The 22,591-nt window shown below is 69.9% G+C and carries 20 protein-coding genes; 8 read left to right on the top strand and 12 right to left on the bottom strand.

Going from position 1 to position 22,591, the window contains the following annotated elements:
* Nucleotides 1–11 precede the first annotated feature (11 nt).
* The 5 genes from AUL34_RS11700 (at nt 12) to AUL34_RS11680 (ending at nt 5,433) form a co-directional block, all read left to right on the top strand.
* Nucleotides 12–671, top strand: a complete 660-nt coding sequence (locus tag AUL34_RS11700) for a methyltransferase (protein ID WP_061933973.1) — start codon at nt 12–14, stop codon at nt 669–671.
* Between the two features lie 64 nt (nt 672–735).
* Complete coding sequence (locus tag AUL34_RS11695) at nt 736–1,563, top strand: TIM barrel protein (RefSeq protein WP_061933971.1); 828 nt, start codon at nt 736–738, stop codon at nt 1,561–1,563.
* Between the two features lie 30 nt (nt 1,564–1,593).
* Nucleotides 1,594–2,655: an ABC transporter ATP-binding protein gene (locus tag AUL34_RS11690; protein WP_061933968.1), complete on the top strand. Its 1,062-nt coding sequence runs from the start codon at nt 1,594–1,596 to the stop codon at nt 2,653–2,655.
* 80 nt (nt 2,656–2,735) lie between these two features.
* Nucleotides 2,736–3,731 (top strand): ABC transporter substrate-binding protein, encoded by a 996-nt coding sequence (locus AUL34_RS11685; protein ID WP_061933991.1) that lies wholly within the window; start codon nt 2,736–2,738, stop codon nt 3,729–3,731.
* Entirely contained in the window at nt 3,724–5,433 is a 1,710-nt protein-coding gene (locus AUL34_RS11680) for an iron ABC transporter permease (protein WP_061933967.1), read from the top strand. The genes AUL34_RS11685 and AUL34_RS11680 overlap by 8 nt, the downstream gene beginning before the upstream one ends.
* Nucleotides 5,434–5,437: 4 nt before the next feature.
* On the opposite strand, the gene AUL34_RS11675 is transcribed toward AUL34_RS11680, so the two are convergent.
* Both AUL34_RS11675 and AUL34_RS11670 read right to left on the bottom strand, forming a co-directional pair.
* Nucleotides 5,438–7,771 (bottom strand): FdhF/YdeP family oxidoreductase, encoded by a 2,334-nt coding sequence (locus AUL34_RS11675; RefSeq protein WP_061933965.1) that lies wholly within the window; start codon nt 7,769–7,771, stop codon nt 5,438–5,440.
* Nucleotides 7,772–7,858: 87 nt separating this feature from the next.
* Complete coding sequence (locus tag AUL34_RS11670; protein WP_061933963.1) at nt 7,859–8,425, bottom strand: L,D-transpeptidase family protein; 567 nt, start codon at nt 8,423–8,425, stop codon at nt 7,859–7,861.
* Between the two features lie 74 nt (nt 8,426–8,499).
* Between AUL34_RS11670 and AUL34_RS11665 the strand changes: the two genes are divergently transcribed.
* Both AUL34_RS11665 and AUL34_RS11660 read left to right on the top strand, forming a co-directional pair.
* Nucleotides 8,500–9,183 (top strand): response regulator transcription factor, encoded by a 684-nt coding sequence (locus AUL34_RS11665; protein WP_061933961.1) that lies wholly within the window; start codon nt 8,500–8,502, stop codon nt 9,181–9,183.
* 226 nt (nt 9,184–9,409) lie between these two features.
* On the top strand, nt 9,410–9,922 hold the full coding sequence (locus AUL34_RS11660) for a cyclic nucleotide-binding domain-containing protein (protein WP_061933954.1): 513 nt from the start codon (nt 9,410–9,412) through the stop codon (nt 9,920–9,922).
* Nucleotides 9,923–9,979: 57 nt separating this feature from the next.
* On the opposite strand, the gene AUL34_RS11655 is transcribed toward AUL34_RS11660, so the two are convergent.
* The 7 genes from AUL34_RS11655 to AUL34_RS11625 form a co-directional block, all read right to left on the bottom strand.
* Nucleotides 9,980–11,593, bottom strand: coding sequence for an FGGY-family carbohydrate kinase (locus AUL34_RS11655; protein WP_061933952.1), 1,614 nt, complete (start codon nt 11,591–11,593; stop codon nt 9,980–9,982).
* Nucleotides 11,594–11,614: 21 nt separating this feature from the next.
* Complete coding sequence (locus tag AUL34_RS11650; protein WP_061933948.1) at nt 11,615–12,343, bottom strand: SDR family oxidoreductase; 729 nt, start codon at nt 12,341–12,343, stop codon at nt 11,615–11,617.
* 72 nt (nt 12,344–12,415) lie between these two features.
* The gene (locus AUL34_RS11645) at nt 12,416–13,669 is read right to left on the bottom strand and encodes a sugar ABC transporter permease (RefSeq protein ID WP_061933947.1); all 1,254 of its coding nucleotides are present in this window, start codon (nt 13,667–13,669) and stop codon (nt 12,416–12,418) included.
* Nucleotides 13,666–14,487 carry an ATP-binding cassette domain-containing protein gene (locus AUL34_RS11640; protein ID WP_061933945.1) on the bottom strand — a complete coding sequence of 274 codons (822 nt, stop codon included), beginning with the start codon at nt 14,485–14,487 and terminating at the stop codon, nt 13,666–13,668. Before AUL34_RS11640 ends, AUL34_RS11645 begins: the two co-directional genes overlap by 4 nt.
* Nucleotides 14,488–14,566: 79 nt before the next feature.
* Nucleotides 14,567–15,619 (bottom strand): sugar ABC transporter substrate-binding protein, encoded by a 1,053-nt coding sequence (locus tag AUL34_RS11635; RefSeq protein ID WP_082653321.1) that lies wholly within the window; start codon nt 15,617–15,619, stop codon nt 14,567–14,569.
* A 129-nt stretch (nt 15,620–15,748) separates the two neighbouring features.
* Complete coding sequence (locus AUL34_RS11630) at nt 15,749–16,633, bottom strand: AraC family transcriptional regulator (protein WP_061933943.1); 885 nt, start codon at nt 16,631–16,633, stop codon at nt 15,749–15,751.
* Between the two features lie 301 nt (nt 16,634–16,934).
* A complete protein-coding gene (locus AUL34_RS11625) occupies nt 16,935–17,738 on the bottom strand; it encodes an exodeoxyribonuclease III (RefSeq protein ID WP_061933941.1) in 804 nt (267 codons plus the stop codon).
* Between the two features lie 149 nt (nt 17,739–17,887).
* On the opposite strand from AUL34_RS11625, the gene AUL34_RS11620 reads away from it, so the two are divergent.
* Complete coding sequence (locus AUL34_RS11620; protein ID WP_061933939.1) at nt 17,888–18,766, top strand: alpha/beta fold hydrolase; 879 nt, start codon at nt 17,888–17,890, stop codon at nt 18,764–18,766.
* Nucleotides 18,767–18,769: 3 nt separating this feature from the next.
* Here AUL34_RS11620 and AUL34_RS11615 read toward each other — a convergent pair whose 3' ends face one another.
* From AUL34_RS11615 to AUL34_RS22835, 3 genes are all read right to left on the bottom strand, one after another.
* A complete protein-coding gene (locus tag AUL34_RS11615) occupies nt 18,770–19,030 on the bottom strand; it encodes a hypothetical protein (protein ID WP_156420896.1) in 261 nt (86 codons plus the stop codon).
* A gap of 78 nt (nt 19,031–19,108) precedes the next feature.
* Nucleotides 19,109–19,750, bottom strand: coding sequence for an outer-membrane lipoprotein carrier protein LolA (locus AUL34_RS11610; RefSeq protein WP_061933935.1), 642 nt, complete (start codon nt 19,748–19,750; stop codon nt 19,109–19,111).
* A gap of 227 nt (nt 19,751–19,977) precedes the next feature.
* The gene (locus tag AUL34_RS22835) at nt 19,978–22,383 is read right to left on the bottom strand and encodes a DNA translocase FtsK (RefSeq protein WP_244492540.1); all 2,406 of its coding nucleotides are present in this window, start codon (nt 22,381–22,383) and stop codon (nt 19,978–19,980) included.
* Between the last annotated feature and the right edge of the window lie 208 nt (nt 22,384–22,591).

The following is a 22,591-nucleotide window of genomic DNA, read 5'->3' as shown; positions in this document are numbered from 1 at the left end:
GAAGCGAAAGCATGAGCGAGCGCCAGCGCCGCCGCGCATTCGTCCTCGCCAACACCGCGCCGCTGCGCCCGCCGCACGTGCCCGATATCGTCCTGCGTCTCGCCCACGAAGCGCACGAGCTTTGGCTGAAGACCGAGGAGGAGCTGGAGGCGATCGGCCTGCCTCCGCCGTTCTGGGCCTTCGCGTGGGCGGGCGGCCAAGGACTGGCCCGGCATGTCCTCGATCATCCCGCCCTCGTCGCCGGCCGGCGCGTGGTGGACCTCGCCTCCGGCTCCGGTCTCGTCGCCATCGCCGCGGCCAAGGCAGGCGCGGCCTGCGTCACGGCGCTCGACATCGACCCGTTCGCGCGCGAAGCCGCCACGCTCAACGCCGCCGAGAACGGCGTCGCCTTCGAGGTCGTGAGCGAGGACCGGATCGGCGCGGCGCTCGATGCGGACGTCCTCCTGGCGGGCGACGTCTTCTACGACAAGGGCTTCGCCGCCCGCCTCGCGCCCTGGTTCGACGAACTGGCGGCGGGCGGCATCGAGGTCGTCGTCGGCGATCCCGGCCGCGCCTACCTGCCCACCGCTCGCGTCGAGCGGCTCGCGACCTACGAGGTGCCGGTGACCCGCGCGCTGGAGGACGCCGACGTCAAGCCCACCACCGTCTGGCGCTGGAGGCCGGGGGCCTGATCCGACGTCTCGACGCCGCCACGCAGCTCGCCTAAAGCTCGTGGGACCTTGGGGGAGGACATCCATGAGCCAGACGCCCGAATCGCCGTTCCAGCTCGCCGCTTGCGCCGAGATGCTTTTCGCCGGCCTGCCCATGTCCGAGCGGATCGCGCGTCTGACGCAAGGCGGCTTTCTCGTCGAGATCTGGGACTGGACGCGCCACGACATCAGGGCGCTGGCCGCGTCGGGCGCCAGCTTTTCCTCCATGACCGGCTATGTCACCGGACGCCTTGCCGACGACGAGGGCGCGGACGAACTCCTGCGCACGGCCGCGCAGTCGATCCCGATCGCCAAGGAGATCGGCTGCCCGCGCCTCAATCTCCATGGCACCGGTCTCGACGGGCAGGGCCAGGCCGTCGTCCCGGCCGCGACGGTGACCGGGCCGATGTGGATCAAGGCGGTGGACACGCTCAAGCGCATCGCCGACCTCGGCGAGCGGCAGGGCGTGACCTTCGTCCTCGAAAACCTCAACGAGGCCGTGGACCATCCCGGGGTGCCGTTCGCCAAGGCTGCTGATACGATCGCGCTGGTGGAGGCGGTGGACCGCCCGACCCTGCGTCTCAACCTCGACCTCTACCATGCGCAGATCGGCGAGGGGAACCTGATCGAGCTTTGCCGCCGGGCGCTGCCGCTGATCGGCGAGATCCAGGTTGCCGACGTTCCCGGCCGCCATGAACCCGGCACCGGCGAGATCGCCTACCCCGCCATCGCCCGGGCGCTGCAGGCCATGGGCTATCGCGGGGTCGTCGGCCTCGAAGCCTGGCCGGAGGGTGACGACGAGCGCGCCCTGCAGCGCTTCCGCGAGGCGTTCCGCGGGGCAGATCGTCACGCAACCGTCACGTCGGCTCTCTAAATCCGCCGCTTCATAGGACGGGACGGCGACATGGTGGGATTTCGGCTGGAGGGCTTGAACAAGACGTTCAACGGCACGCGGGCGGTGGACGCCCTGTCGCTCGAGGTCGCGGACGGCGCCTTCCTGGCTCTCCTCGGCCCCTCGGGGTGCGGCAAGACCACCGTGCTGCGGCTCCTCGCAGGCCTGGAGCGGCCCGACGGCGGGACCATCGCGATCGGCGATCGCGTGGTGGCCGGCCCCGGCACCTTCGTGGAGCCGGAGGAGCGCGGCCTCGGCATGGTGTTCCAGTCCTATGCGCTCTGGCCGCACATGAGCGTCGCGGGCAACGTGTCCTTCGCCCTTCACGGCAAAGGACTTGCCGCCGCCGACATCGCCCGGCGCACCGATGAGGCCCTCTCGCTGGTCGGCCTCCGGTCTCGCGCCGAAGCGCGCCCGCACCAGCTGTCCGGCGGCCAGCGTCAGCGCGTGGCCCTTGCCCGCAGTCTCGCCCTGCGGCCGAAGCTCCTGCTTCTCGACGAGCCGCTCGCCAATCTCGATCCGGCCCTGCGCGCCGGGCTCGCCGCCGAGTTCCGCCGCCTCCATGCCGAGACGCGCACCACCTTCGTATTCGTCACCCACGACCAGGCCGAGGCGCTGGCGCTCGCCACCACGATCGCGGTGCTCGACGCCGGCCGCCTTCAGCAATGCGCCGCGCCCGAAGACCTCTGGCGCCGGCCCGCCTCGCCGGCCGTGGCGCGCTTCATCGGGGATGGCCGCCTCCTGCCGGTGGACGTGCTCGGCCGCGAAGGCGATCGACTGCGCCTGTCCTGGGGGTCCAGGCGTCTCCTCGCGCCCGGCGACGCGCCGCCCGGCCCCGGCTGGCTCTGCGTCCGGCGCCAGGGCCTGACGGTCGCCGGTGCCGCATCCGACGGGGACGTGCTCCCCGGCACCGTGCACGGTTCCCGTTTCGAAGGCGGCGCCTACCTTCACGACGTCGGTCTTGGCGACGCTTCCATGGTCGATGTCGAGGTGGGGGGGCCCGTGCCCCTCGGTCCCGGCGCGCCGGTCGGCGTTCGCGTGACCGATGGCTGGGTCATCGCGCGCTCGCCGTGAGCCTTCGGAACGGTTTCACGCGCCTGTCATGTTCGGGCGCTAGCGGGAGCCCACTCTCCCTGATCATGAAGGATCGCCCGATGTCGCGCCGCCTCGTCTCCCGCCTCGCCGGCCTCGCCGCCGGCCTCCTCCTCTCGGGCTCGGCCCTTGCCGCGGACGCGTCCGGCGCGATCACGCTCTACACCTCGCAGCCGAACGACCAGATGACGGCCGTGGTGGAAGCCTTCCGCAAGGACTATCCCGCGGTCACCGTCGAGATCTTCCGCGCCGGCACGACCGAGCTGATGGCCAAGCTCCAGGCCGAGTTCGCGGCCGGCGGCTCGCCCGCCGACGTGGTGCTGATCGCCGACACGATCGCCATGACGCAGCTGAAGGACGCCGACCGCCTCCTGCCCTACGCCGACGCGCCGGTGGAGAACATTCCCGCCAATCTCGTCGATGCCGACCGCACCTATTTCGGCACCAAGCTGCTCACCACCGGCATCGTCTACAACACCGACAAGGTGAAGACCGCGCCGACCTCGTGGAACGACCTAAAGGCCGCCGACGCCGCCTCGCAGCTGATCATGCCGAGCCCGCTCTATTCCGGCGCCGCCGTGGTGCACGTCGGCACGATGACGCAGGACCCCGCCTTCGGCTGGGACTACTACAAGGCGCTGGCGGACGGCGGCGCCGTCGCCGGCCAGGGCAACGGCACGGTGCTGGAGGCGGTGGCCCGCGGCGAGAAGAGCTACGGCATGATCGTCGACTACATGGCGATGAACGCCAAGGCCAAGGGCTCGCCGCTCGCCTTCGTATTCCCGACGGAGGGCGTCTCGACCATCACCCAGCCGGTCGCGATCCTGAAGGGCACCGACAACGAAGGTGCCGCCAAGGCCTTCGTCGACTGGCAGCTCGGCAAGGCGGCGCAGGAGCAGTCGGTCGCGCAGGGCTATTTCCCGGTGATCGAGGGCATGGCTCCGCCCGCCGGCTACCCCGATCCGAAGACGCTGACCGTGCTGCCGACGGACTCGGCGGCGCTGGTGAAGGACGAGGCCGACCTCAAGATGCAGTTTTCCGACCTCTTCGGTGGCTGAGACGGTAGCGCGGCCGCGCACACGATCCTCCACGCGGCCGTCCCCGGCCGCGTGGATCCCCCGTCCGGAAACCCTTCTCGCCGGCGCGCTTCTCCTCGTCGTCTGCCTCGTCGGCACGTGGCCGCTCCTGCGTCTCCTGTCGCTGGCCTTCGGCCCCGGCGAGGATGGGTCGGCGCTCGGCAACCTCTGGGAAGCCTGGGGCTCACGTGCGATCCAGCGCGCCTTCTGGAACACGCTGGCGGCATCCGCCGGCGCGACGGCGATCGCGGTCGCGATCGGCACCGGGCTCGCCCTCCTTCTCGACCTTCTCCACGTGCGAGGCCGGGCGCTCGCGACCTTCCTCCTGCTGTCGCCCCTCCTCGTTCCCTCGCAGATCATGGCGCTCGCCTGGATCGAGCTGGCGGGCCTTGCCCTGCCCGGCTCGGGCCGCGTCCTGTATTCGGGTCCCGGCGTCGCGCTTCTGCTCGGCATCGAGGCGATGCCGCTTGTGTTCCTCGCCGTGCGGGCGGGCCTCGCGCTCGTGCCCGCCGATCTCGTCGAGGCGGCACGCATCGCGGGCGTCCGGCGACCGCGCATCCTCGGGCGCATCGTCCTGCCGCTTCTCCTGCCGGCGATCGCCGGCAGCGCCGCGCTCGCCTTCGCCGCATCCGTCGGCAATTTCGGCATTCCGGCGCTTCTCGGCATTCCCGGCCGCTTCTCGACGCTCACCACCCTCGCCTACCAGCGGCTCAACGGCTTCGGCCCGGCCGTTCTGCCGCAGGTGGCGGTGATCGGACTGATCCTCGTCGTGCTGGCGCTGGGAGCCCTCGCCCTTCGCACGCTGCTTCTGCGCGCGCTGGCGGTGCCGGTGGAGCGCACGAGAGGCCGCGCACCTACGCTCTTCGAGCGCCGACCGCGCCCGTGGGCGGACGCGCTGGTCTGGGCGAGCGTCACGGTCCTCGCCGTTCTGCCCATGCTGGCGCTGGTCGCCGGCGCCCTGACGCCGGCGCTGGGCGTCGCGCTGACGCCGGACACCGCGACGCTGGAACAGTTCCGCAGCGTTCTTGCGAGCGCCGCCGTGCGCCGCGCGCTGTTCAACTCCGTCGCGCTGTCTCTCGGCATGGCGCTCGCGGCCGGGTGCCTCGCGGTTCCCCTCGCCTATCTCGGGGCCGTGCGCCGCAGCCGGACGGCACGCGCGGCGAACATCCTTGCCGACGCGCCCTTCGTGGTGCCGGGCACGGTGCTCGCCCTTGCCTTCATCCTGGTGTTCCTGCCGCCGCTGCCCCTTCTCGGCGTGTCGCTCTACGCGACGCCCTGGATCTTGGCTCTGGCCTATGTCGCCCGGTTCCTGCCGCTGGTGACGGCGCCGGTCAACGCATCCTTCGCAAGCCTCGATCCGGCGCTGGACGATGCGGCGCGGGTGTCGGGCGTGCGGCTCTCGCGCCGCCTCGCGTTTCTCGCCCTGCCGCTCGGGTTGAAGGCGACGGCGGCCGGCATGCTGCTGGCCGCGCTCACCGCCTTCAACGAACTCACCGTGTCCGCGCTTCTCTGGTCGGCCGGCACGCAGACGGTCGGCGTCAGCGTGTTCTCGCTGCAGTACGAAGGCAATTCCGGCGAGGCGGCCGCGCTCGCCGTCCTCGCCACGCTCCTGGTCGGTCTGCTCGCGCTCCTCGCCGATCGGCTCGGGCGCGGCGCGCCGGGCGCCCTGCCCTGGCGCGACTAGCCGGTCACTCCGCCGCGACCGCCGAGACCTGCGCCTTCGTCACGCGGATCGGCACCGATTTGGCCGCCGGCACATGGCTGTCCTTGGCATGGTGCCAGAGCGGGATCAGGCGGTTTAACTCGGGATAATAGCCCCCGACGTCGCCCTTCGGCAGCTTGAAGGCGTGGACGCGCAGGCCCTCGACGCGCCGCTCCACGCCGTCGTCGGCATGGGTCTCGACATCCACGAAATCCTGGTCCTCCAGCCCGAGGCGCGCCATGTCGTCCCGGTTCATGAGGAGCACCATGCGCGATCCCGAGATGCCGCGCAGGCGATCGTCGTAGCCGTAGATCGTGGTGTTGAACTGGTCGTTCGAGCGCAGCGTCATCAGCGTGAAGACGTCGGGGCCGCGCGTGTCGATGTCGGGGTTGGTGTCGAACCCGTCCTCCGGCACGTGGAAGTTCGCCTTGCCGTTTTCCGTCTTCCACTCGCGCCGGCAGGCCGGCAGGTCCCGGTGGAAACCGCCGGGCTGCATGAAGCGCTTGTTGAAGTCCTTGAAATACTGCGGGTAGGCCCGCTCGATCTCGTCGCGCACCAGGGCATAGTTGCCGACCCACGCATCCCACGGAATGGTGGAGCGGCCGGGCACCGTCGCCTTGGCGAGTTCCGCCACGATCTTCGGCTCCGACAGAAGCTCGGGGCTTGCCGGCGGGCGCCACCCCTTCGAGCCGTGGATGCAGGCGGTGGAATCCTCGATCGAGACGACCTGGTCGCCGGTGGCCTGCCGGTCGCGCTCGATACGCCCGAGGCAGGGCAGGATATAGGTGACCGCCCCCGGCAGGAGGTGGTTGCGGTTCAGCTTGGTCGAGATCTGGACGTGGAGCCGGAGGTTGCGCCACGCCTTCTCGATCGCCGCCGTCTCCGGCACGGCGCGCGAGAAGTTGCCGCCGAGACCGATGAAGGCCTTCACCGAGCCGTCGAGAATGCCCTCGCAGGCTTCCACCGTGGCCTTGCCCTTCTCGCGCGGCGGCTCGAACCCGTAGAATTCCTTGAACTTGTCGAGCGGGGCGAGTTCGGGCTTCTCCGTGATGCCGACCGTGCGCTGCCCCTGCACGTTGGAATGGCCGCGGATGGGCGAGATTCCGGCGCCGCGCTTGCCGATGTTGCCGCGCATGAGAAGGAGGTTCACCACCATCTGCACGTTGGCGACGCCGTGCCGGTGCTGCGTCAGGCCCATGCCGTAATGCGCCATCACGGCGTTCGAGCGGGCATAGGTGCGCCCGACCTCCTCGAGCTCGGCCCGGCCGAGACCCGAGCACCGCTCGATCTCCTCCCACGTCGATTCCCGAACGAAGCGCTCGAAGTCGGCGAAGCCGTGGCAGTGCTCGGCGATGAAGGCGACGTCCAGAACGCGCGCGGCGCCCTTCGCCTGCGCCTCGTCGTCGAGCTGGAACACGGTCTTGGCGATGCCGGTGATCGCCGCGATGTCGCCGCCGCACTTCAGCTGGAAATACTCGCTCGACATCTTGGTGCCCTCGCCGGGCGAGAGCATCTCGGCGGGCGACTGCGGGTTCTTGAAGCGCATCAGCCCCCGCTCCTCCACCGGATTGAAGGTGAAGACGGGAACGCCGCGCTTGCGCGCCTCCTGCAGCGGATGCAGGAGGCGCGGCGCGTTGGTGCCCGTGTTGTGGCCGAAGAAGAGCATCATGTCGCAATGCTCGAAGTCCTCGTAGACCACCGTGCCGACCGGCGAGCCGATCGAGAGCGGAAGGCCGACCGAGGTCGATTCGTGGCACATGTTGGAGCTGTCGGGCAGGTTCTGCGAGCCGTAGACCCGGGCGAAGAGCTGGTACATGTAGCTCGTCTCGAGCGAGGCGCGGCCGGACGCGTAGAAGATCACCGACTTCGGGTCGAGCGCCTGCAGTTCCCGCCCGATCTCGGCGAACGCGCTCTCCCAGGACACGGGCACATACTGGTCAAGCGAGGCGTCGTAGCGCATCGGGCTGGTCAACCGGCCGTTCTTCTCGAGGTCGTGGTCCGGCCAGTCGAGAAGCTCCGACACCTTGTGCCGGGCGAAGAAGTCGCGGTTCGTGCGCCGCTTGGTCTGCTCCCAGATCGTCGCCTTGGCGCCGTTCTCGCAGAACTCGAAAGCGTGGTGGTCGGCGGGCTTGGCCCAGGAACACGAGACGCAGGCGAAGCCGTCCGGCTTGTTCTGCTTGTAGAGCGTGTTCCAGATCGTGGAGACGGCGAGCCCTTCCGCAAGGCTCTTGGTGGCGAGCGACTTGACCGAGCCCCAGCCGCCCGTCGGCTCGTCATAGGGTTCGACCGTGGGTTCGGACTGGATCTCGCTGCGCTTCATGACGGCATGCCTTGCGTCGGAACGATGGGGTGCACCAACGGTATGGACGCGCGAGCCGCCCCCCGGGTTCCCCTGTCCCGGTGAATCCTAACGCCGCACCACGAGGCGGGCACCGGGGCGAAGAAACGCCGACAGCCGATCCATGTCGCGGCGGGAAACGGCGACACACCCTTCCGTCGGCAGGTAGCCGGCCCGCGCGACATGGAGAAAGATCGCGCTGCCCAGCCCGCGCACCCGTGTGCGGATGTTCCAGTCGAGCACCACCACCACGTCGTAGAGGGCGTCCGCGCGCTGCATGCTCTCGGTGCTGGCGTCGAGCGGCAGGCGTACCGGACTGTTGTAGGCAGGATGGGCCGGCGCGTCGCACCAGCCGTCGTCGGCTCGCGCACGGTGGACGGGCAGACCGGGCAGTCGGACGGGTGGCCCGCCCTGCCCGCCGCGCAGATAGGCCGCCAGAACCGGCATCGCGGCGAGCGGCGTCGCCCCGTCGCCCTCGCGCTTGCCGCTGGTGATCCCCGAGCGACCGAGCGCGCAGGGAATGCGAAGCGATCCCGCCGCCAGAATGCCTCGCCGCCCATCGAGCGGCGAGGCGCGCACGATAAGATGAGGGCCCGATCGGGCTTTCCCCGGTCGAGGGGGTGGAAAAAGTCGCATGCCGCTCACAAATTGTTACAGAGCCGGGCGCAGATCGTCGCCCTGACCCTCGCATCCTGAACCGGGAACCTTGAATGAGCGTACGTAGCATTCTCATTGTCGATGACGACGACGACCTTCGCACGACGCTCGTGGAACAGCTCGCCCTGCACGAGGAGTTCCAGGTGCTGCAGGAGGCGAACGCCACCAAGGGCATCCAGACGGCGCGCGCCAACCTGATCGACCTCGTGATCATGGACGTCGGCCTGCCGGACATGGACGGACGCGAGGCGGTGAAGGCGCTGCGCAAGGGCGGCTTCAAGGCCCCCGTCATCATCCTCACCGCGCAGGACGGCGACGCCGACACCATTCTGGGGCTCGAGTCGGGTGCCAACGACTACGTCGCCAAGCCCTTCCGCTTCGCGGTGCTGCTGGCGCGCATCCGCGCCCAGCTTCGCCAGCACGAGCAGTCCGAGGACGCGACGTTCCAGGTCGGCCCCTATGTCTTCAAGCCGAGCCAGAAGGTGCTGCTCGACGACAAGGGTGGGAAGATTCGTCTGACGGAGAAGGAAACCGCGATCATCCGCTACCTCTACCGGGCCGACCGGCGCGTGGTGACGCGCGACGTGTTGCTGGAGGAGGTATGGGGCTACAATTCGGGCGTCACCACCCATACGCTCGAAACCCACGTCTATCGCCTGCGCCAGAAGATCGAGCCCGAGCCGTCCAATGCCCGGCTGATCGTGACGGAATCGGGCGGCTACAAGCTGATGCCGTGACGGCGTAATCCCGGGTTCTGTGGCCGGCAGGGAACGCATGGCGCGCGAAGCGGCCTTCCGCCGGCCGGTTCGCCCGTCTTTGGGCTTCACGCGGCGGCCTTTTCCTGCGATGTCCGAAACGGGCGCGAGCACGGGCGCGCCCTGGCGCATTTTGAGGCGAAGCGGATACGCTGGGCCGTCGGGCAATGCGCCTGAAGCATGGGGCGCACGGGGTGTATCGGTCGGCATGAGCCTGGAAAGCGACATGGAGCTTCTCGGCGGCGTCTCCCTGTTTCAGGACCTGACGCGCGACCAGCTGCGGCTTCTGGCCTTCGGCGCCGAACACCGCCATCTGCGCGCCGGCGAGATCCTGTTCCGCGCCGAGGCGCGCGCCGACGCCGGATTCATCGTGGCGGAGGGCGAGGTCAACCTGATCGAGGGCGAAGGCGACGCCCGGCGGATCGTGGACACCACCGGCGCCGGGACGCTGCTCGGCGAGATGGCGCTGATGGCCGACACGCGCCGGCCGGTGACGGCGGTGACCGCCACCGACTGCGATTTCATCCGCATCTCGCGCCCATTGTTCCGCCGCATGCTGCAGGAATATCCCGACATCGCGGCGACGCTTCACCGGCGCATCTCGGCCGAGCTCCAGGACATGACGTCCCGCATCCTCGCCCTGTCCGACGTCTTCGACTACGACGAGGATACGGACACGCCTGCCCCTGCGAGCGACGAGGACGCCGGTCGGCGGGGCTGAAGGGCGCGCGCCCCTCAAGGCCGCTGCCGCGACGACCGCTTGCCCTTTGGGGGCGCTTCAGGCCCCGGCCATCGCCGCGCGCGTCCGGCGTTCGGCCGCCTGCAGGGCGCGGTAGGCTTCGAACTTGGCGGCATGGAAGCGGGCGGTCTCGCCGCCCGCGGGCTCCACCGTCTCGCCGGCGCGGCACATGCGCGAGGCGGCGCTCGCCAAGTCCGGCACCGCGCCGCTCGCCACGGCGCCGAGCATGGCGCTGCCGAGGAGAACCGGCTCAGGCGTTTCCGGCAGCACCACCGCCGTCCCCGTGGCTTCGGCGAGGATCCGGCGCAGGAGCGGCGATCGCGAGGCGCCACCCGACACCACGATCCGCTCGAGGGCCACGCCCTTGCCGCGCATCGCCTCCACGATGTCGCGCGTGCCGTATGAGAGGCCGCATAGGCCGGCGACGAAGAGGCGCACGATGGCGTCCTCGTCGGCGGCCAGCGTCAGCCCGCTCACCGTGCCGGTGGCGTGCGGGTCGGCATGGGGCGAGCGGTTGCCGAGATGATCGGGCACGACGTGGATGGCGGCAGCGAGCCGCGCCGCCGCCTCGAGCGAACCGCCGAGCGCCACGGCCCGCGCTTCGAGATGATCGAGGACGCCGCGTCCCTCGCGGGTCGCCGCGTCCTGCGCCGCCACGAAGCCCGGATGCGAGCCGACGAGATGGTCGAGCGCTGCGCCATAGCCGGATTGCCCGCCCTCCAGAAGCCAGGCGCCCGGCAGCATGGCGCCGAAATAAGGGCCCCAGACGCCTTCGACGAAGGTCGCATCGGCCGTCACGGCCATGGCGCAGGCGGAGGTTCCCATGATGAGCGCGAGGTCGCGCCCGACGCCCGACACCGTGCCGACGCCGCCGGCATGGGCGTCGATCAGCGCCGCGCCGACCGGCGTTCCGGCAACGAGCCCGAGATCGGCGGCGGCCTCGGCGGTCAGCCCCGCGCCCACGGGCTCGCCGATATCGAGCACCTCGCGTCCGATCCGGGCGAAGCCTTCGTCGGCGAACTCGGACAGGCCGATCGTGCGGAAATAGTCCTCGTCCCAGCGGCCTTCGTGGGCGAGATAGGTCCACTTGCAGGTGATCGTGCACACGGAGCGCGCGGTGGAGCCCGTGGCGCGCCAGGACAGGTAGTCGGCGAGATCGAAGAAGTGCTCGGCCGCCGCGAACGTGTCCGGCTTGTTCTCCTTCAGCCAGAGAAGCTTCGGCGTCTCCATCTCGGGTGAGATGCGCCCGCCCACATACTGAAGCACCGGGTGCCCGGTGGCGTTGATGCGCTCGGCCTCAGCGATCGCGCGGTGGTCCATCCAGACCACGATGTCGCGCTGCGCGTCGTTCGACGGGCCGACGGCGAGCGGTCCGCCGCCGGGGCCGACCGCGACGAGCGAGCAGGTGGCATCGAACCCGAGACCGCGCACGCGGGCGGGATCGCCGCCCGCCGCCGCCAGCGCTTCGCGCACGCTCTCGCAGACTGCGCGCCAGATGTCGGCGGAGGACTGCTCGACGATCTCGCCGGGCTCGCGCCACATCCGGATCGGGCGCTTGGCGGTGGCCACCAGCCGGCCGGCCGCGTCGAAGAGGCCCGCGCGCGCGCTGCCGGTGCCGACGTCGACACCGAGGAAGAGATCGTTCGCAGTCATGATCGTAAGGTCCCGGAAGCTTCAGAGGTCGACGCCGTGCGGCAGGATCACGAGGTCGCGGATCACGACCCCCGGCGGACGTGTGACCATGAAGAGCACGGCGTCCGCAACCTCCTTGGCTTCCATCAGGCTTTTCGAGGCACGCGCCTCTTCCAGCTTGGCGGCCGGCCAGTCGTCGATCAGCGGCGTGATCACCGGGCCGGGCGCGACCGCTCCGACGCGGATGCCATGCTTGATGACCTGGCGACGCAGCGTATGGACGAAGGCCTGGATGGCGAACTTCGAGGCCGTGTAGACCGGCTCCCAGACCACCGGCACGAGACCGGCGACGGAGCTCGTCACCACGACGTCGCCCGAGCCACGCTCGGCCATGTGCGGCAGAACGGCATGGATCGAGCGGAAGGCGGCGTTGATGTTGAGGTTCAGCATCCGGTCCCAGCGGTCCGGGTCGCCCTCGATCACCTCGCCGCCGACATAGGCGCCGGCATTGGCGTGGAAGATGTCTAGCCGCCCGGCCTTCTCGAGGATCTGCGGCATCATCGTGGCGACGCTGGCGCCGTCCGTCAGGTCGATGCGCAACGGGTGGGCGCCGGCGCCCAGCTCGTCGCAGGCCTGTTTCAGCCGGTCGGCGGCGTGGTCGACGAGGACGACCTCGGCGCCCGCCCGAAGAAAGGTGCGCGCGCACTCGTAGCCGATGCCGGACGCGCCGCCCGTGACGGCGGCGACCTTGCCGGAAAGATCGAAGTTCATGGACGAGATTCCCGAATGGACGGTGTTTGGGGGCACCGGCCCCGCCGCATGAACGGCGGGGCCGGGAGCACGTCAGCCGCGGCCGTGCGAGGCGCGCGAGCGGCGGGCGAGCGAATCCACGATGACCGCCAGCGCCAGGACGCCGCCAAGGATCATGTAGCGAAGGCTGGACGAGAGGTTGAGGAGCGTCAGCCCGTTCGAGATCGCCTGGATCACGATGATGCCGAGCAGCGCCGAATAGGCCGAGCCGCGACCGCCAAAGAGCGAGGTGCCGCCGATCACGGCCGCCGCGATGGCGTTGAGGTTGACGTCGCCGGTGCCGGCCTGCTGCGAGGCCGAGCCGAGGCGCGCCGCCGACAGGAGGCCGCCGAGCGCCGCCAGCGTCGAGCAGAGCACGAAGGCGCTCATGTAGATGCGGCGCACGTTGATGCCCGCGCGACGGGCCGCCTCGCGGTTGCCGCCGACGGCCATCATCGAACGCCCCCACTTGGTGCGGGTGATCGCGTAGTCCATGGCTACAACCATCGCGACGAACATCCCGAACATCCACGGAACCCCACGCCCCTGCGCGAGATAAAGGACGACGGCGAGAAGCCCGAGCGTGAGGGCGAGCGCCTTGGCGACGACGACGCTGAGGGCTGCGCCGGTGAGGCCCGCCGTCCTTCGGCGTGCCCGCGCCCGGAGGCCGCTCCACAGGACCGCCGCGCCGGGCGCCAGCGCCAGGAGCACGGACAGCCAGTTCGGCATGTAGGCGTTCTGGCCGAAGCGCACGAAGGCGAGGCTGAAGGGTAGATTGATCGAGCCCGACGTGCCGAGGAGATAGAGCTGGAGCCCGAGGAGCGCGAGAAGGCCCGCCAGCGTCGCGACGAAGGACGGCATGCCGACCCGGTTGTAGAGCGTGGCGTAGAGCGCGCCGACGAGCGCGCCGAAGCCGAGCGCCACCACGACCGCGCCGATCAGCGGCCAGCCGTTGTTGATCCACAGGACGCCGAGGATCGCGGAGGCGAGGCCCGACATCGAGCCGACCGACAGGTCGATCTCGCCGAGCAGCAGGACGCAGACGATGCCGAGCGAGATGATGCCGGTGGTGGCGCAGTCGTAGAGAAGGTTCGACACGTTGCCCGGGCGCAGGAACACCGGGTTGAGCGAGGTGAAGACCACGGCGATGAGAACGAGGCCGACCGCCACGGGGATCATGCCGAGATCGCCGGACCGCACGCGGTCGCCGAAGGCGCGCAGCGCCCCGCCGAGACCCTCGTCCTGGCGCACGCGTGCATCGGCCCGGTCGAGCGCCTGGCCGGCGACGGAGTTGGGGTTCGCGCTCATGGACGGCCTCCCTCGGTACCGGACAGCCGCTCGGCGCGGCGCGATACGGAATTGTCGGCGGCGCCGGTGATGGCCGAGATCAGGTCATGATGGGAATCGGCCGGCGTGAAGACGCCGTTGTTGCGCCCGAGGCGCAGGACCACGATGCGGTCCGCCACGGCGCGCACGTCGTCCATGTTGTGCGAGATGACGATGACGCCGAGGCCGCGGTCGCGCACGCGCTCGATGAGGTTGAGCACTTCGGCCGTCTGGGCGACGCCGAGCGCCGCCGTCGGCTCGTCCAGCATGATGAGCTTGGGCTCGAGAAGCAGCGAGCGGGCGATCGCGACCGTCTGCCGCTGGCCGCCGGACAGCGAGGCGACCGGCTCGCGCACGGAAGGGATGCGCGCCGCGAGTTCGTTGAGGAGCGTCCAGGCGCGGACCTCCATCGCCACCTCGTCGAGCTTCCAGGGATTCGCCTCGCGCCCGAGATAGATGTTGGCGACGACGTCGAGGTTCTCGCAAAGGGCGAGATCCTGGAACACGGTCGCGATGCCCAGATCCAGGGCGGCCGACGGGCTCGACAGCGCGACGTCCTTTCCAGCGAAGCGGATCGTACCCGACGAGGGCTGGTGGACGCCGGCGAGCACCTTGACCAGCGTCGACTTTCCCGCGCCGTTGTCGCCGACGAGGGCGACCACTTCGCCGGGATGGACGTCGAGCTCGATGTCGGTGAGCGCCGAGACGGCGCCGAAGTTCTTGGACACGTTGCGCAGCGAGATGACCGGCTCGACGCTGCCCGAACGGGCGGGCGCGGCGCGGTCGGCGATATCGGCCATGAGCCGGGCCTCCCTTCTGGATGGAACGGGGACCGGCCACCCCGACGGGCGGGGCGGCCGGCAGTTCGGATGGGAGGCCTTACTGGATGCCGAGCTCCTTGCAGGCGCTCGCATAGTCGCCGGTGCAGACCGTCGCGGCGGGCGTGATGTTCTTGTCGAAGATCTCGGCCTTGATGTTCTCTTTCGTGATGACGAGCGGCACGAAGAGTTCGGACGGGGTGTTGTAGAGCGTCGTCTTGGCCTCCGGCGTCTTGCCGGAGATGAACTGGAAGGCGATGTTGGCGGCGGCCGCGGCCACGATCTCGGAGGGCTTGGAGATGGTGTTGTACTGGTCGCCGGCGATGATGAGCTGCAGCGCGGCCGTGGTCGCGTCGTTGCCGGTGACCGGCGGCACCGGGTCGACGCCGGCCGCCTTGAACGCCGCGATGGCACCGCCGCCGGTGCCGTCGTTGGCGGCGACGACGCCCTTGATGTCGGCGCCGTAGCGGGTGATCTGGCCGCTCGTCCACTGCTGCGCCTCCGGCGGCGCCCATTCCGGCGTGTCGAACTCGGCGAGCGTCTTGTAGACCGAGGCGTCGAGCGCCGCGTCGATGCCGTCGCGGATGAGGCCGGCGGCGGCGTCGGTGGGCGAGCCGTTGATCTGGAGGACGCCCGCACCGTCCGGCACGCCCGTCGCCTTCAGATGGTCGACCAGCGACTGGGCGATGGCCTGGCCGATCGCCTTGTTGTCGAAGGACACGTAGTAGTCGGCCGGGGTTGCCGGGATCGGGCGGTCGTAGGCGATGACCTTCACGTCCTGGGACTGCGCCTGCTGCACCAGCGAGGCGGCGGCGCTGGAATCCACGGGGTCGAGCACGACCACGGTGGCCCCTTGCGCGATCACCGAGTTGAACTGCTGCTGCTGCAGCGCCGCGTCGCCGTTGGCGTTCTGGTAGACCACCGTGCAGTCGGCGCAGAGCTTCTTCATCTCGTCGCGGAAGCCGGGGAAGTCGCGCTCCTCGTAGCGCGTCGAGCCCTGGTCGGGCATCAGGAAGGCGACGGTGGCATCAGTCGTCTGGGCCGAGGCGGTGCCGGCCAGAAGGCCGAGGGCGAGGACGGCGAGGCCGCCGTTGCGCAGGCTCATGTTGGTCATGGTCGTCTGTCTCCCTTGGGTCTCGTTCTTCTATCGATCTCGGCGTTCGGGGCACGCGCGAAGGGCCCAGTGCGGCGACGGGGCGCTTGCCGAACGCCCGTGCGCCGAATGCATCGGTCCCGCGCCGCCTCAAGCGGCGTAGGACAGTCTCTGGTTGCGCTGCGACAGGTTGCGGAACCGCGTCGGCGTCATCGCCTTCTGCAGCTGGAACTGCCGGTTGAAGTTGGACACGTTGTTGTAGCCGGCGGCGAAGCAGATGTCGGTGATGGAGCGACAGGGGTCGCTAGTCAGCAACTGGCAGGCGAGGTTGATGCGCAGCCGGTTGACGTACTGCACGAGCGTCATTCCGGTGTGGCGCCGGAAGGCACGGCTGAAGGTCGAGGGACTGCGGCCCGAGATGGCGGCAAGATCCCCCTCGCTGAACTCTTCGGTCAGATGCCGATTGATGAAGGCCAGGGCCTCGTTGATGCCCCCGCTCATGAAGCCCGACGGATCGGGCAGGTAGTCGGCGCTGGTCAGCGGACGGGCATCCTCGGCGGCGATCAGGACATCCATCAGCGCCATGAACAGGGACAGGCGCCGGAAGCCCGCGGCCTCCACCATTTCGGCCATGAGCGGTCCCGCGCGTTCCGCCGTGGCCGGCGGGAACAGGACGCCGCGGCGGCTGAGGCGCAGGAGGGCGGCGGACGCGGCGAACTCCGGCAGGGCGCGCGTCGTCTCCTCCACGAAGTCTTCCGAGAACTGGACGATCCGGCAACGCAGCGGGACGACGGCGTCCGGCGCGATCTCGCTCACCCAGTTGTGCGGCAGGTTGGGCCCGGTGAGCACCAGGTTGCCGGGCTCGAATTCGCCGATGAAGTCGCCGACGAAATAGTTGCCGCGCGTCTCGACGATGTGGTGGATCTCGTATTCGGGATGAAAGTGCCAGCGGACCGTGTGGAAGGGATAGCCGTGGGTCCAGGCCTTGAACGACTCTCCCTGCCGGATCTGGACGAGTTCCAGGTCTGGATGCATGCCGTCTCCTCCCGGCCGTGTCTGCGGCAGGAGCGTGTTCCCCGCTCTCTGCAGGCACCAGTAAAGACCTCGGCGAAACGCTTAGCTACCTCCAGCCACTCCGGCGCTCGATATTTTTTTGTCGGCGGAGGCCGTGGATCGGGCAAGGCCGCGTTTGGGCGAACGCCATCCGCCGGGAACCGACCATCCCAACGGCACTTAGAACCCTTTGCGGACCCCGTCGGCGCGCCGGCGCCCGGCTCCCCCGCAGCGGTGGCATGAGGCACCGCCCGGCCTCGAACGAGGCCGCACCGCGCACGGGTCAGATGGCGAGCGTCACCATCACCGGCACGTGGTCGGACGGCCGCTCCCAGCCGCGTGCCTCGCGCAGGACACGGGCGCCGGTCAGGTGGGGGCCGAGGTCGCCGGAACTCCAGATATGGTCGAGCCGGCGCCCCTTGTCGGCCCCGTCCCAGTCCTTCGCGCGGTAGCTCCACCACGTGTAGAGCTTCTGCGGAAGGGGGAAGTGCTGGCGCACGAGGTCGGTCCAGTTGCCTTCGGCGATCACGCGCTTCATGCCGTCGGTCTCGACCGGCGTGTGCGAGACGATCTTCAGGAGCTGCTTGTGCGACCAGACGTCGTCCTCGAACGGCGCGATGTTGAGGTCGCCGACGAGGATCGCCGAGACGCCGGGCTCGGCGTCGGCCCGCATCAGGCGCATCTCCTCCAGGAAGTCGAGCTTGTGGCGGAACTTCGGGTTCACGGCCGGGTCGGGCTCGTCGCCGCCCGCCGGCACATAGAGATTGTGGACGCGGATCTGGCGTTCGCCGACCGCCAGGCGCACCGACAGGTGGCGCGCGTCGCCCATCGTGCAGAAGTCCTGGCGCACGAGGTCGGAAAAGGGCAGGCGCGAGATCGTGGCGACGCCGTGATAGCCCTTCTGTCCATGGAGCGCGACGTGATCGTAGCCGAGCGCGCGGAACGCCTCCTCCGGGAAGAGCTCGTTCGGGCACTTGGTCTCCTGCAGGCACAGGACGTCGGGCGCTTCCGCCTTCAGGAACGCCTCCACGATCGGCAGGCGCAGGCGCACCGAGTTGATGTTCCAGGTGGCGAGCGTGAAGGGCATGGGGCAGGTCCGTCGGGCGGGATCGTCGGCGCCTGTCTAGACCATTGGCGGACGCGAAGGAAACGCCCCGCCGATCCCTCGCGCGCGCAACGCATGCGGGCCGCCCGCGTTGTGGCGGGGCGCGCGAGGGCCGCGGAAGGAGTTCAGTGATGTTCCAAGGCTTCGAGACGCGCAGCGTCGCCGGCGAGGGCGCCGAGATCTTCTGCCGCATCGCGGGTGATGGGCCGCCGCTGCTCCTTCTGCACGGCTATCCGCAGACCGGCGCCATGTGGGCCGGCATCGTGCCGCGCCTCGCCGAGCGCTTCCGCGTCGTGGTGCCGGACCTTCGCGGCTACGGCCAATCGTCCGCGCCCGAATCGAAGGGCGGCGAAGGCTATGCGAAGCGGGTGATGGCCGCAGACATGGTGCGCGTGATGGCCTCGCTCGGGTTCGAGCGGTTTCGCCTCGCCGGCCATGACCGGGGCGGCCGCGTCGCCTATCGGCTGGCCTTCGACCATCCCGGCGCGGTCGAGCGCCTCGCGCTTCTCGACATCATTCCGACCGTGGAGATGTGGGAGCGACTGGACGCCCCAGGCGCCCTGTCGTCCTACCACTGGCAGTTCCTCGCCCAGCCCAACCCGATGCCCGAGCGGCTGATCGGGGCGGACCCGGTGTTCTATCTCGATCATACGCTGGCGAGTTGGACAGCCAACCAGTCCACCGCCCCGTTCGCCTCGGAGGCGCTCGCCGAATACCGCCGCTCCTTCTCGCGCCTCGATGCGGTGCACGGGGCCTGCGAGGACTACCGCGCGGGCGCGACGATCGACCGGCGGCACGACGAGGAGGACCGCGCGGCAGGCCGACGCATCTCCGCCCCGCTTCTCGCCCTCTGGGGCTCGAAGGGCACGCCGGCCAAGCACGGGGACCCCGTCGCGATCTGGCGCCAATACGCCGACGACGTTTCCGGCCATGCGATCGAAAGCGGCCACTTTCTCGTGGAGGAAGCGCCGGAGGAGACGCTGAAGGCGCTGCTCGGCTTCATGGGCTGAAGGCTACCAGCCGATCCGCCCGTAGCCGACGCCGACCCCGACGCCTCCGGTCCACACGGGATCACCATACCGGCGGTCGCGCCGGGCCTGGGCCCGGTCGAGGTCGATGCGCTGGAGGCATGCGGCGAAGGCGTCGGTGCGCGGGCGAAAGCCGTAGTCGCGGCATTGCGCCTCGTCGGCCGCACGCCGTTCGGCCGGCGTGATGGTGGTGCAGGCCGAGAGGGCCAGCGGCGCGAGGCAGGCGAGGAACAGGATCGGGCGCATCGAGAGACATTCCGGCGGGCGGCGCTCCATGCGCCGCCGGGCGGGAGATCAACCCCGCCATGCGCCCCGTCGTTCCCTTCAGCGGTTGCCCGTCATGCCGCCGCGAATGTTGGCGTAGGGGATGTTGAAGAGCTTGTCGTCCACCGAACCGCCCTCCTCGACATTGTAGACCATCACGGTCGTGTCCTTGCCCTGCGCGTCGCGGATGGTCCACTGCCGCAGGTCCATGGTCGAGGGATCGAACATCATGGTGATGCGTGAATTGCCGAAGATCGACTTGTCGCCCATCACGATCGTCGTGAGGTCGGCCCCTTCCTTGACGCTCTGGATGTTGGCGCCCGACAGGTCGATGCGCCGGTCGAGCAGCAGCTTCAGCGGCGTCTTCGACAGGGGATAGAGATCCCAGGTGTTGAGCTTGCGGTTGTTCACGGCAACCTGGTCGCCGTCGGCGATCACCCGCACCGGCGAGCCGGAATAGTCGAAGCGGATCTTGCCCGGCCGCGCCATGAAGAACGTGCCTTCGCTCTGGTTCCCGGCGGCGTCGAACTGGACGAAATTGCCCTTCATCGTCTTCACGCCGGAAAAGTGGTCGGCGACGCGCTGAGCGGCGGCGGCCCCTTGGGCGCTCGCGGGCGCTGAGCCGGCCAGGAGGCCGAGCGCCAGAGCGCCGGCACCCACAAGGGTGCGAAGACGGGTCGTGGCACGGCGGTTGGCGGTCATGGATGTCCTCGTCTCGTTCTGGTCCCGGCCCGGAGAAGGGATACCGGACCGTTCCGTTCCTTCGATGCCGGTTCTAGCGAAAGGCTCCGGCGGGATTGGGGCGCTGGTGCCTGCTCAAAAAAGATGGGGCGGCGGACGCCTTCGCGCAAACCGCCGCCCCATCCTGGATCCTCAAACCGGCGCGGGCCTGTCAGCTCCCGCGGAACTGGCGATGCCCGACGACCGGGTCACGCATTGTCCGTCGGCACCAGGATCTCGCGCTTGCCGGCATGGTTGGCGGCACCGACGATCCCTTCCCGCTCCATGCGCTCGATGATCGAAGCCGCACGGTTGTAGCCGATCTGGAGCCGGCGCTGGACGTAGGAGGTGGACGCCTTGCCGTCGCGCAGGACCACCGCCACCGCCTGGTCGTAGAGGTCGGCCGACTCCTCGCCGCCCGAACTGCCGCCCGAGCCGCCCGCCGCCGCGCCGCCGTCCTCGTCCTCTTCCTCGAGGATCGCGTCGAGGTATTCGGGCGTGCCTTGGGCTTTCAGGTGCTTCACGACCTCCTCGACCTCGGCGTCGTCGACGAAGGGGCCGTGGACGCGCTGGATGCGCCCGCCGCCGGCCATGAACAGCATGTCGCCCATGCCAAGCAGTTGCTCGGCGCCCTGCTCTTGGAGGATCGTGCGAGAGTCGATTTTTGACGTCACCTGGAAGGAGATGCGGGTCGGGAAGTTCGCCTTGATCGTACCGGTGATCACGTCGACCGAGGGGCGCTGCGTCGCCATGATGACGTGGATGCCGGCGGCACGCGCCATCTGGGCGAGGCGCTGGACCGTGCCCTCGATGTCCTTGCCGGCCACCATCATCAGGTCGGCCATCTCGTCGATGATGACGACGATGTAGGGCAGCGGCGCGAGGTCGAACTCCTCCGACTCGAAGATCGGCTCGCCGGTCTCGCGGTCGAAGCCCGTCTGCACCGTGCGCGAGATCGTCTCGCCGCGCTCGATGGCCGAGGACACGCGGGTGTTGAAGCCGTCGATGTTGCGAACGCCGACCTTCGACATCTTGCGGTAGCGGTCCTCCATCTCCTTCACCGTCCACTTGAGGGCGACGACCGCCTTTTTCGGGTCGGTGACGACGGGGGCGAGGAGGTGCGGGATGCCGTCGTAGATCGACAGTTCCAGCATCTTCGGGTCGATCATGATCATGCGGCACTCGGCCGGGCTCATCCGGTAGAGGAGCGACAGGATCATGGTGTTGATCGAGACCGACTTGCCCGAGCCCGTGGTGCCGGCCACCAGCAGATGCGGCATCTTGGCGAGATCGGCGATGACCGCCTCGCCGCCGATCGTCTTGCCGAGCGCCAGCGCAAGCTTCGCCTTGGCGCCCGCAAACGTCTCCGACTGGATCATCTCGCGGAAGTACACGGTCTCGCGCTTGGCGTTCGGCAGTTCGATGCCGATCGCGTTCTTGCCGGGGATCACGGCGACGCGCGCGGCGATCGCCGACATCGAACGGGCGATGTCGTCGGCAAGGCCGATCACGCGGCTCGACTTGATGCCGGGCGCGGGCTCCAGCTCATAGAGCGTGACGACGGGACCCGGCCGCACCTCGATGATCTCGCCCTTCACGCCGAAGTCGTCGAGGACGCCTTCGAGAAGCCGCGCGTTCTCCTGCAGGATCTCGGGCGTCAGCGAGTTGTCGCGGTTGCGGGGTTTGGGCGGCGACAGGAGCTCGATCGGGGGCAGCTCGAACTCGGCGTTGAGTGCGGCGTTGCCGAGTTCGGCGAGGCGCGCGCGCGAGGACTGGCGCGAGGTGGCGTCTGCCGCGGCCTGGGGCACGACGCGGGCGGGGCGCTCGAACATCGGGCCTCGCGGCGCAGGTGCCGCCGGGGCCGGGGCCGCGGGAGCCGCACGCGGAGCGGGCGCGGTGCGGGGCTGCTCCGCTTCCGGCTTCGGCGCCCGCTTCAGGCCGGGGAAGGCGACGATGTTGTTGGCGATGAAGTCGCGCCATCCGCCGCCCTCTTCGGGCGCGGAAGGACGCTCGTCGGCCACGAAGTGCCCGTCCGCCTCGTCCTCCATGGCGATGCGCTCTTCCAGGGACAGGCGTCCGTCGTCGCCGAGATAGGGCGCGCCCGCGTCCGTCTCGAAGGGCGCGTCGTCGTCATGGTCGAAGGCCGGCTCGTCGTGGCGATGGATGTCGTCGTAGCCGACCACGCCGCGATCCTCCGGCGCACCGGTCTCGAACAGATCCTCGTCGCCCTCGTCGTCCGGCCCGAATGTCGGCTCGGCATGTCCGGCGGCGGCCGCGGCTTCGATGGCGGCCTGGCGCTTGGTCATCTTGTAGGAGCCGTTCCAGTCGGAGCGGCCATGGCGCACGGTGGCGCGGCTCGTGTCCACCGTGCGGCGGCCGCGCGCGGCGGGTTCGGACGCGGACGCGGGGGCGGCAGCGGCGGCGGCGCGCGGTGCCACCGGAGCGTCCGGCTCGGGCGCATAGGGCACCTCGGCCCAGGCGCGGTCCTCGTGCGCGTGCGGCTCCTCGTCGAACGCCGGCTCGTCGAACTGCGGCGGCTGCACGACGCGCACCTCGCGCCGGGCGGCCGGAGCCGCCGCCCCGTCGCGGAAGCGGGCGGGCGGCGCCGGCGGCATCAGCGGCACGTCGGCATCCCAGTCGCGATGCGAGAACGGGTCCTCGCGTCGGCCGAGGATGGGCAGTGACCCGGACACGCGCGTGGCGGCCGAGCGAAGGCTGTAGGCCCAGTGGCTGGCGACGCCGGCGACGAGCGCCAGGCGGCTCTCCCCCTCGTCCTCGTCGGCGGCCTTGGCGCGGCGGGCGCTGAGCGCCACCGGCTCGTCC

Origin of the sequence: Aureimonas sp. AU22 (assembly GCF_001463745.1) — a bacterium.
In the GTDB taxonomy this organism is placed as follows: Bacteria; Pseudomonadota; Alphaproteobacteria; order Rhizobiales; family Rhizobiaceae; genus Aureimonas.
The sequence above is the reverse complement of the archived record's forward strand: the minus strand, read 5'-3'. Positions and strand labels throughout refer to the sequence as shown.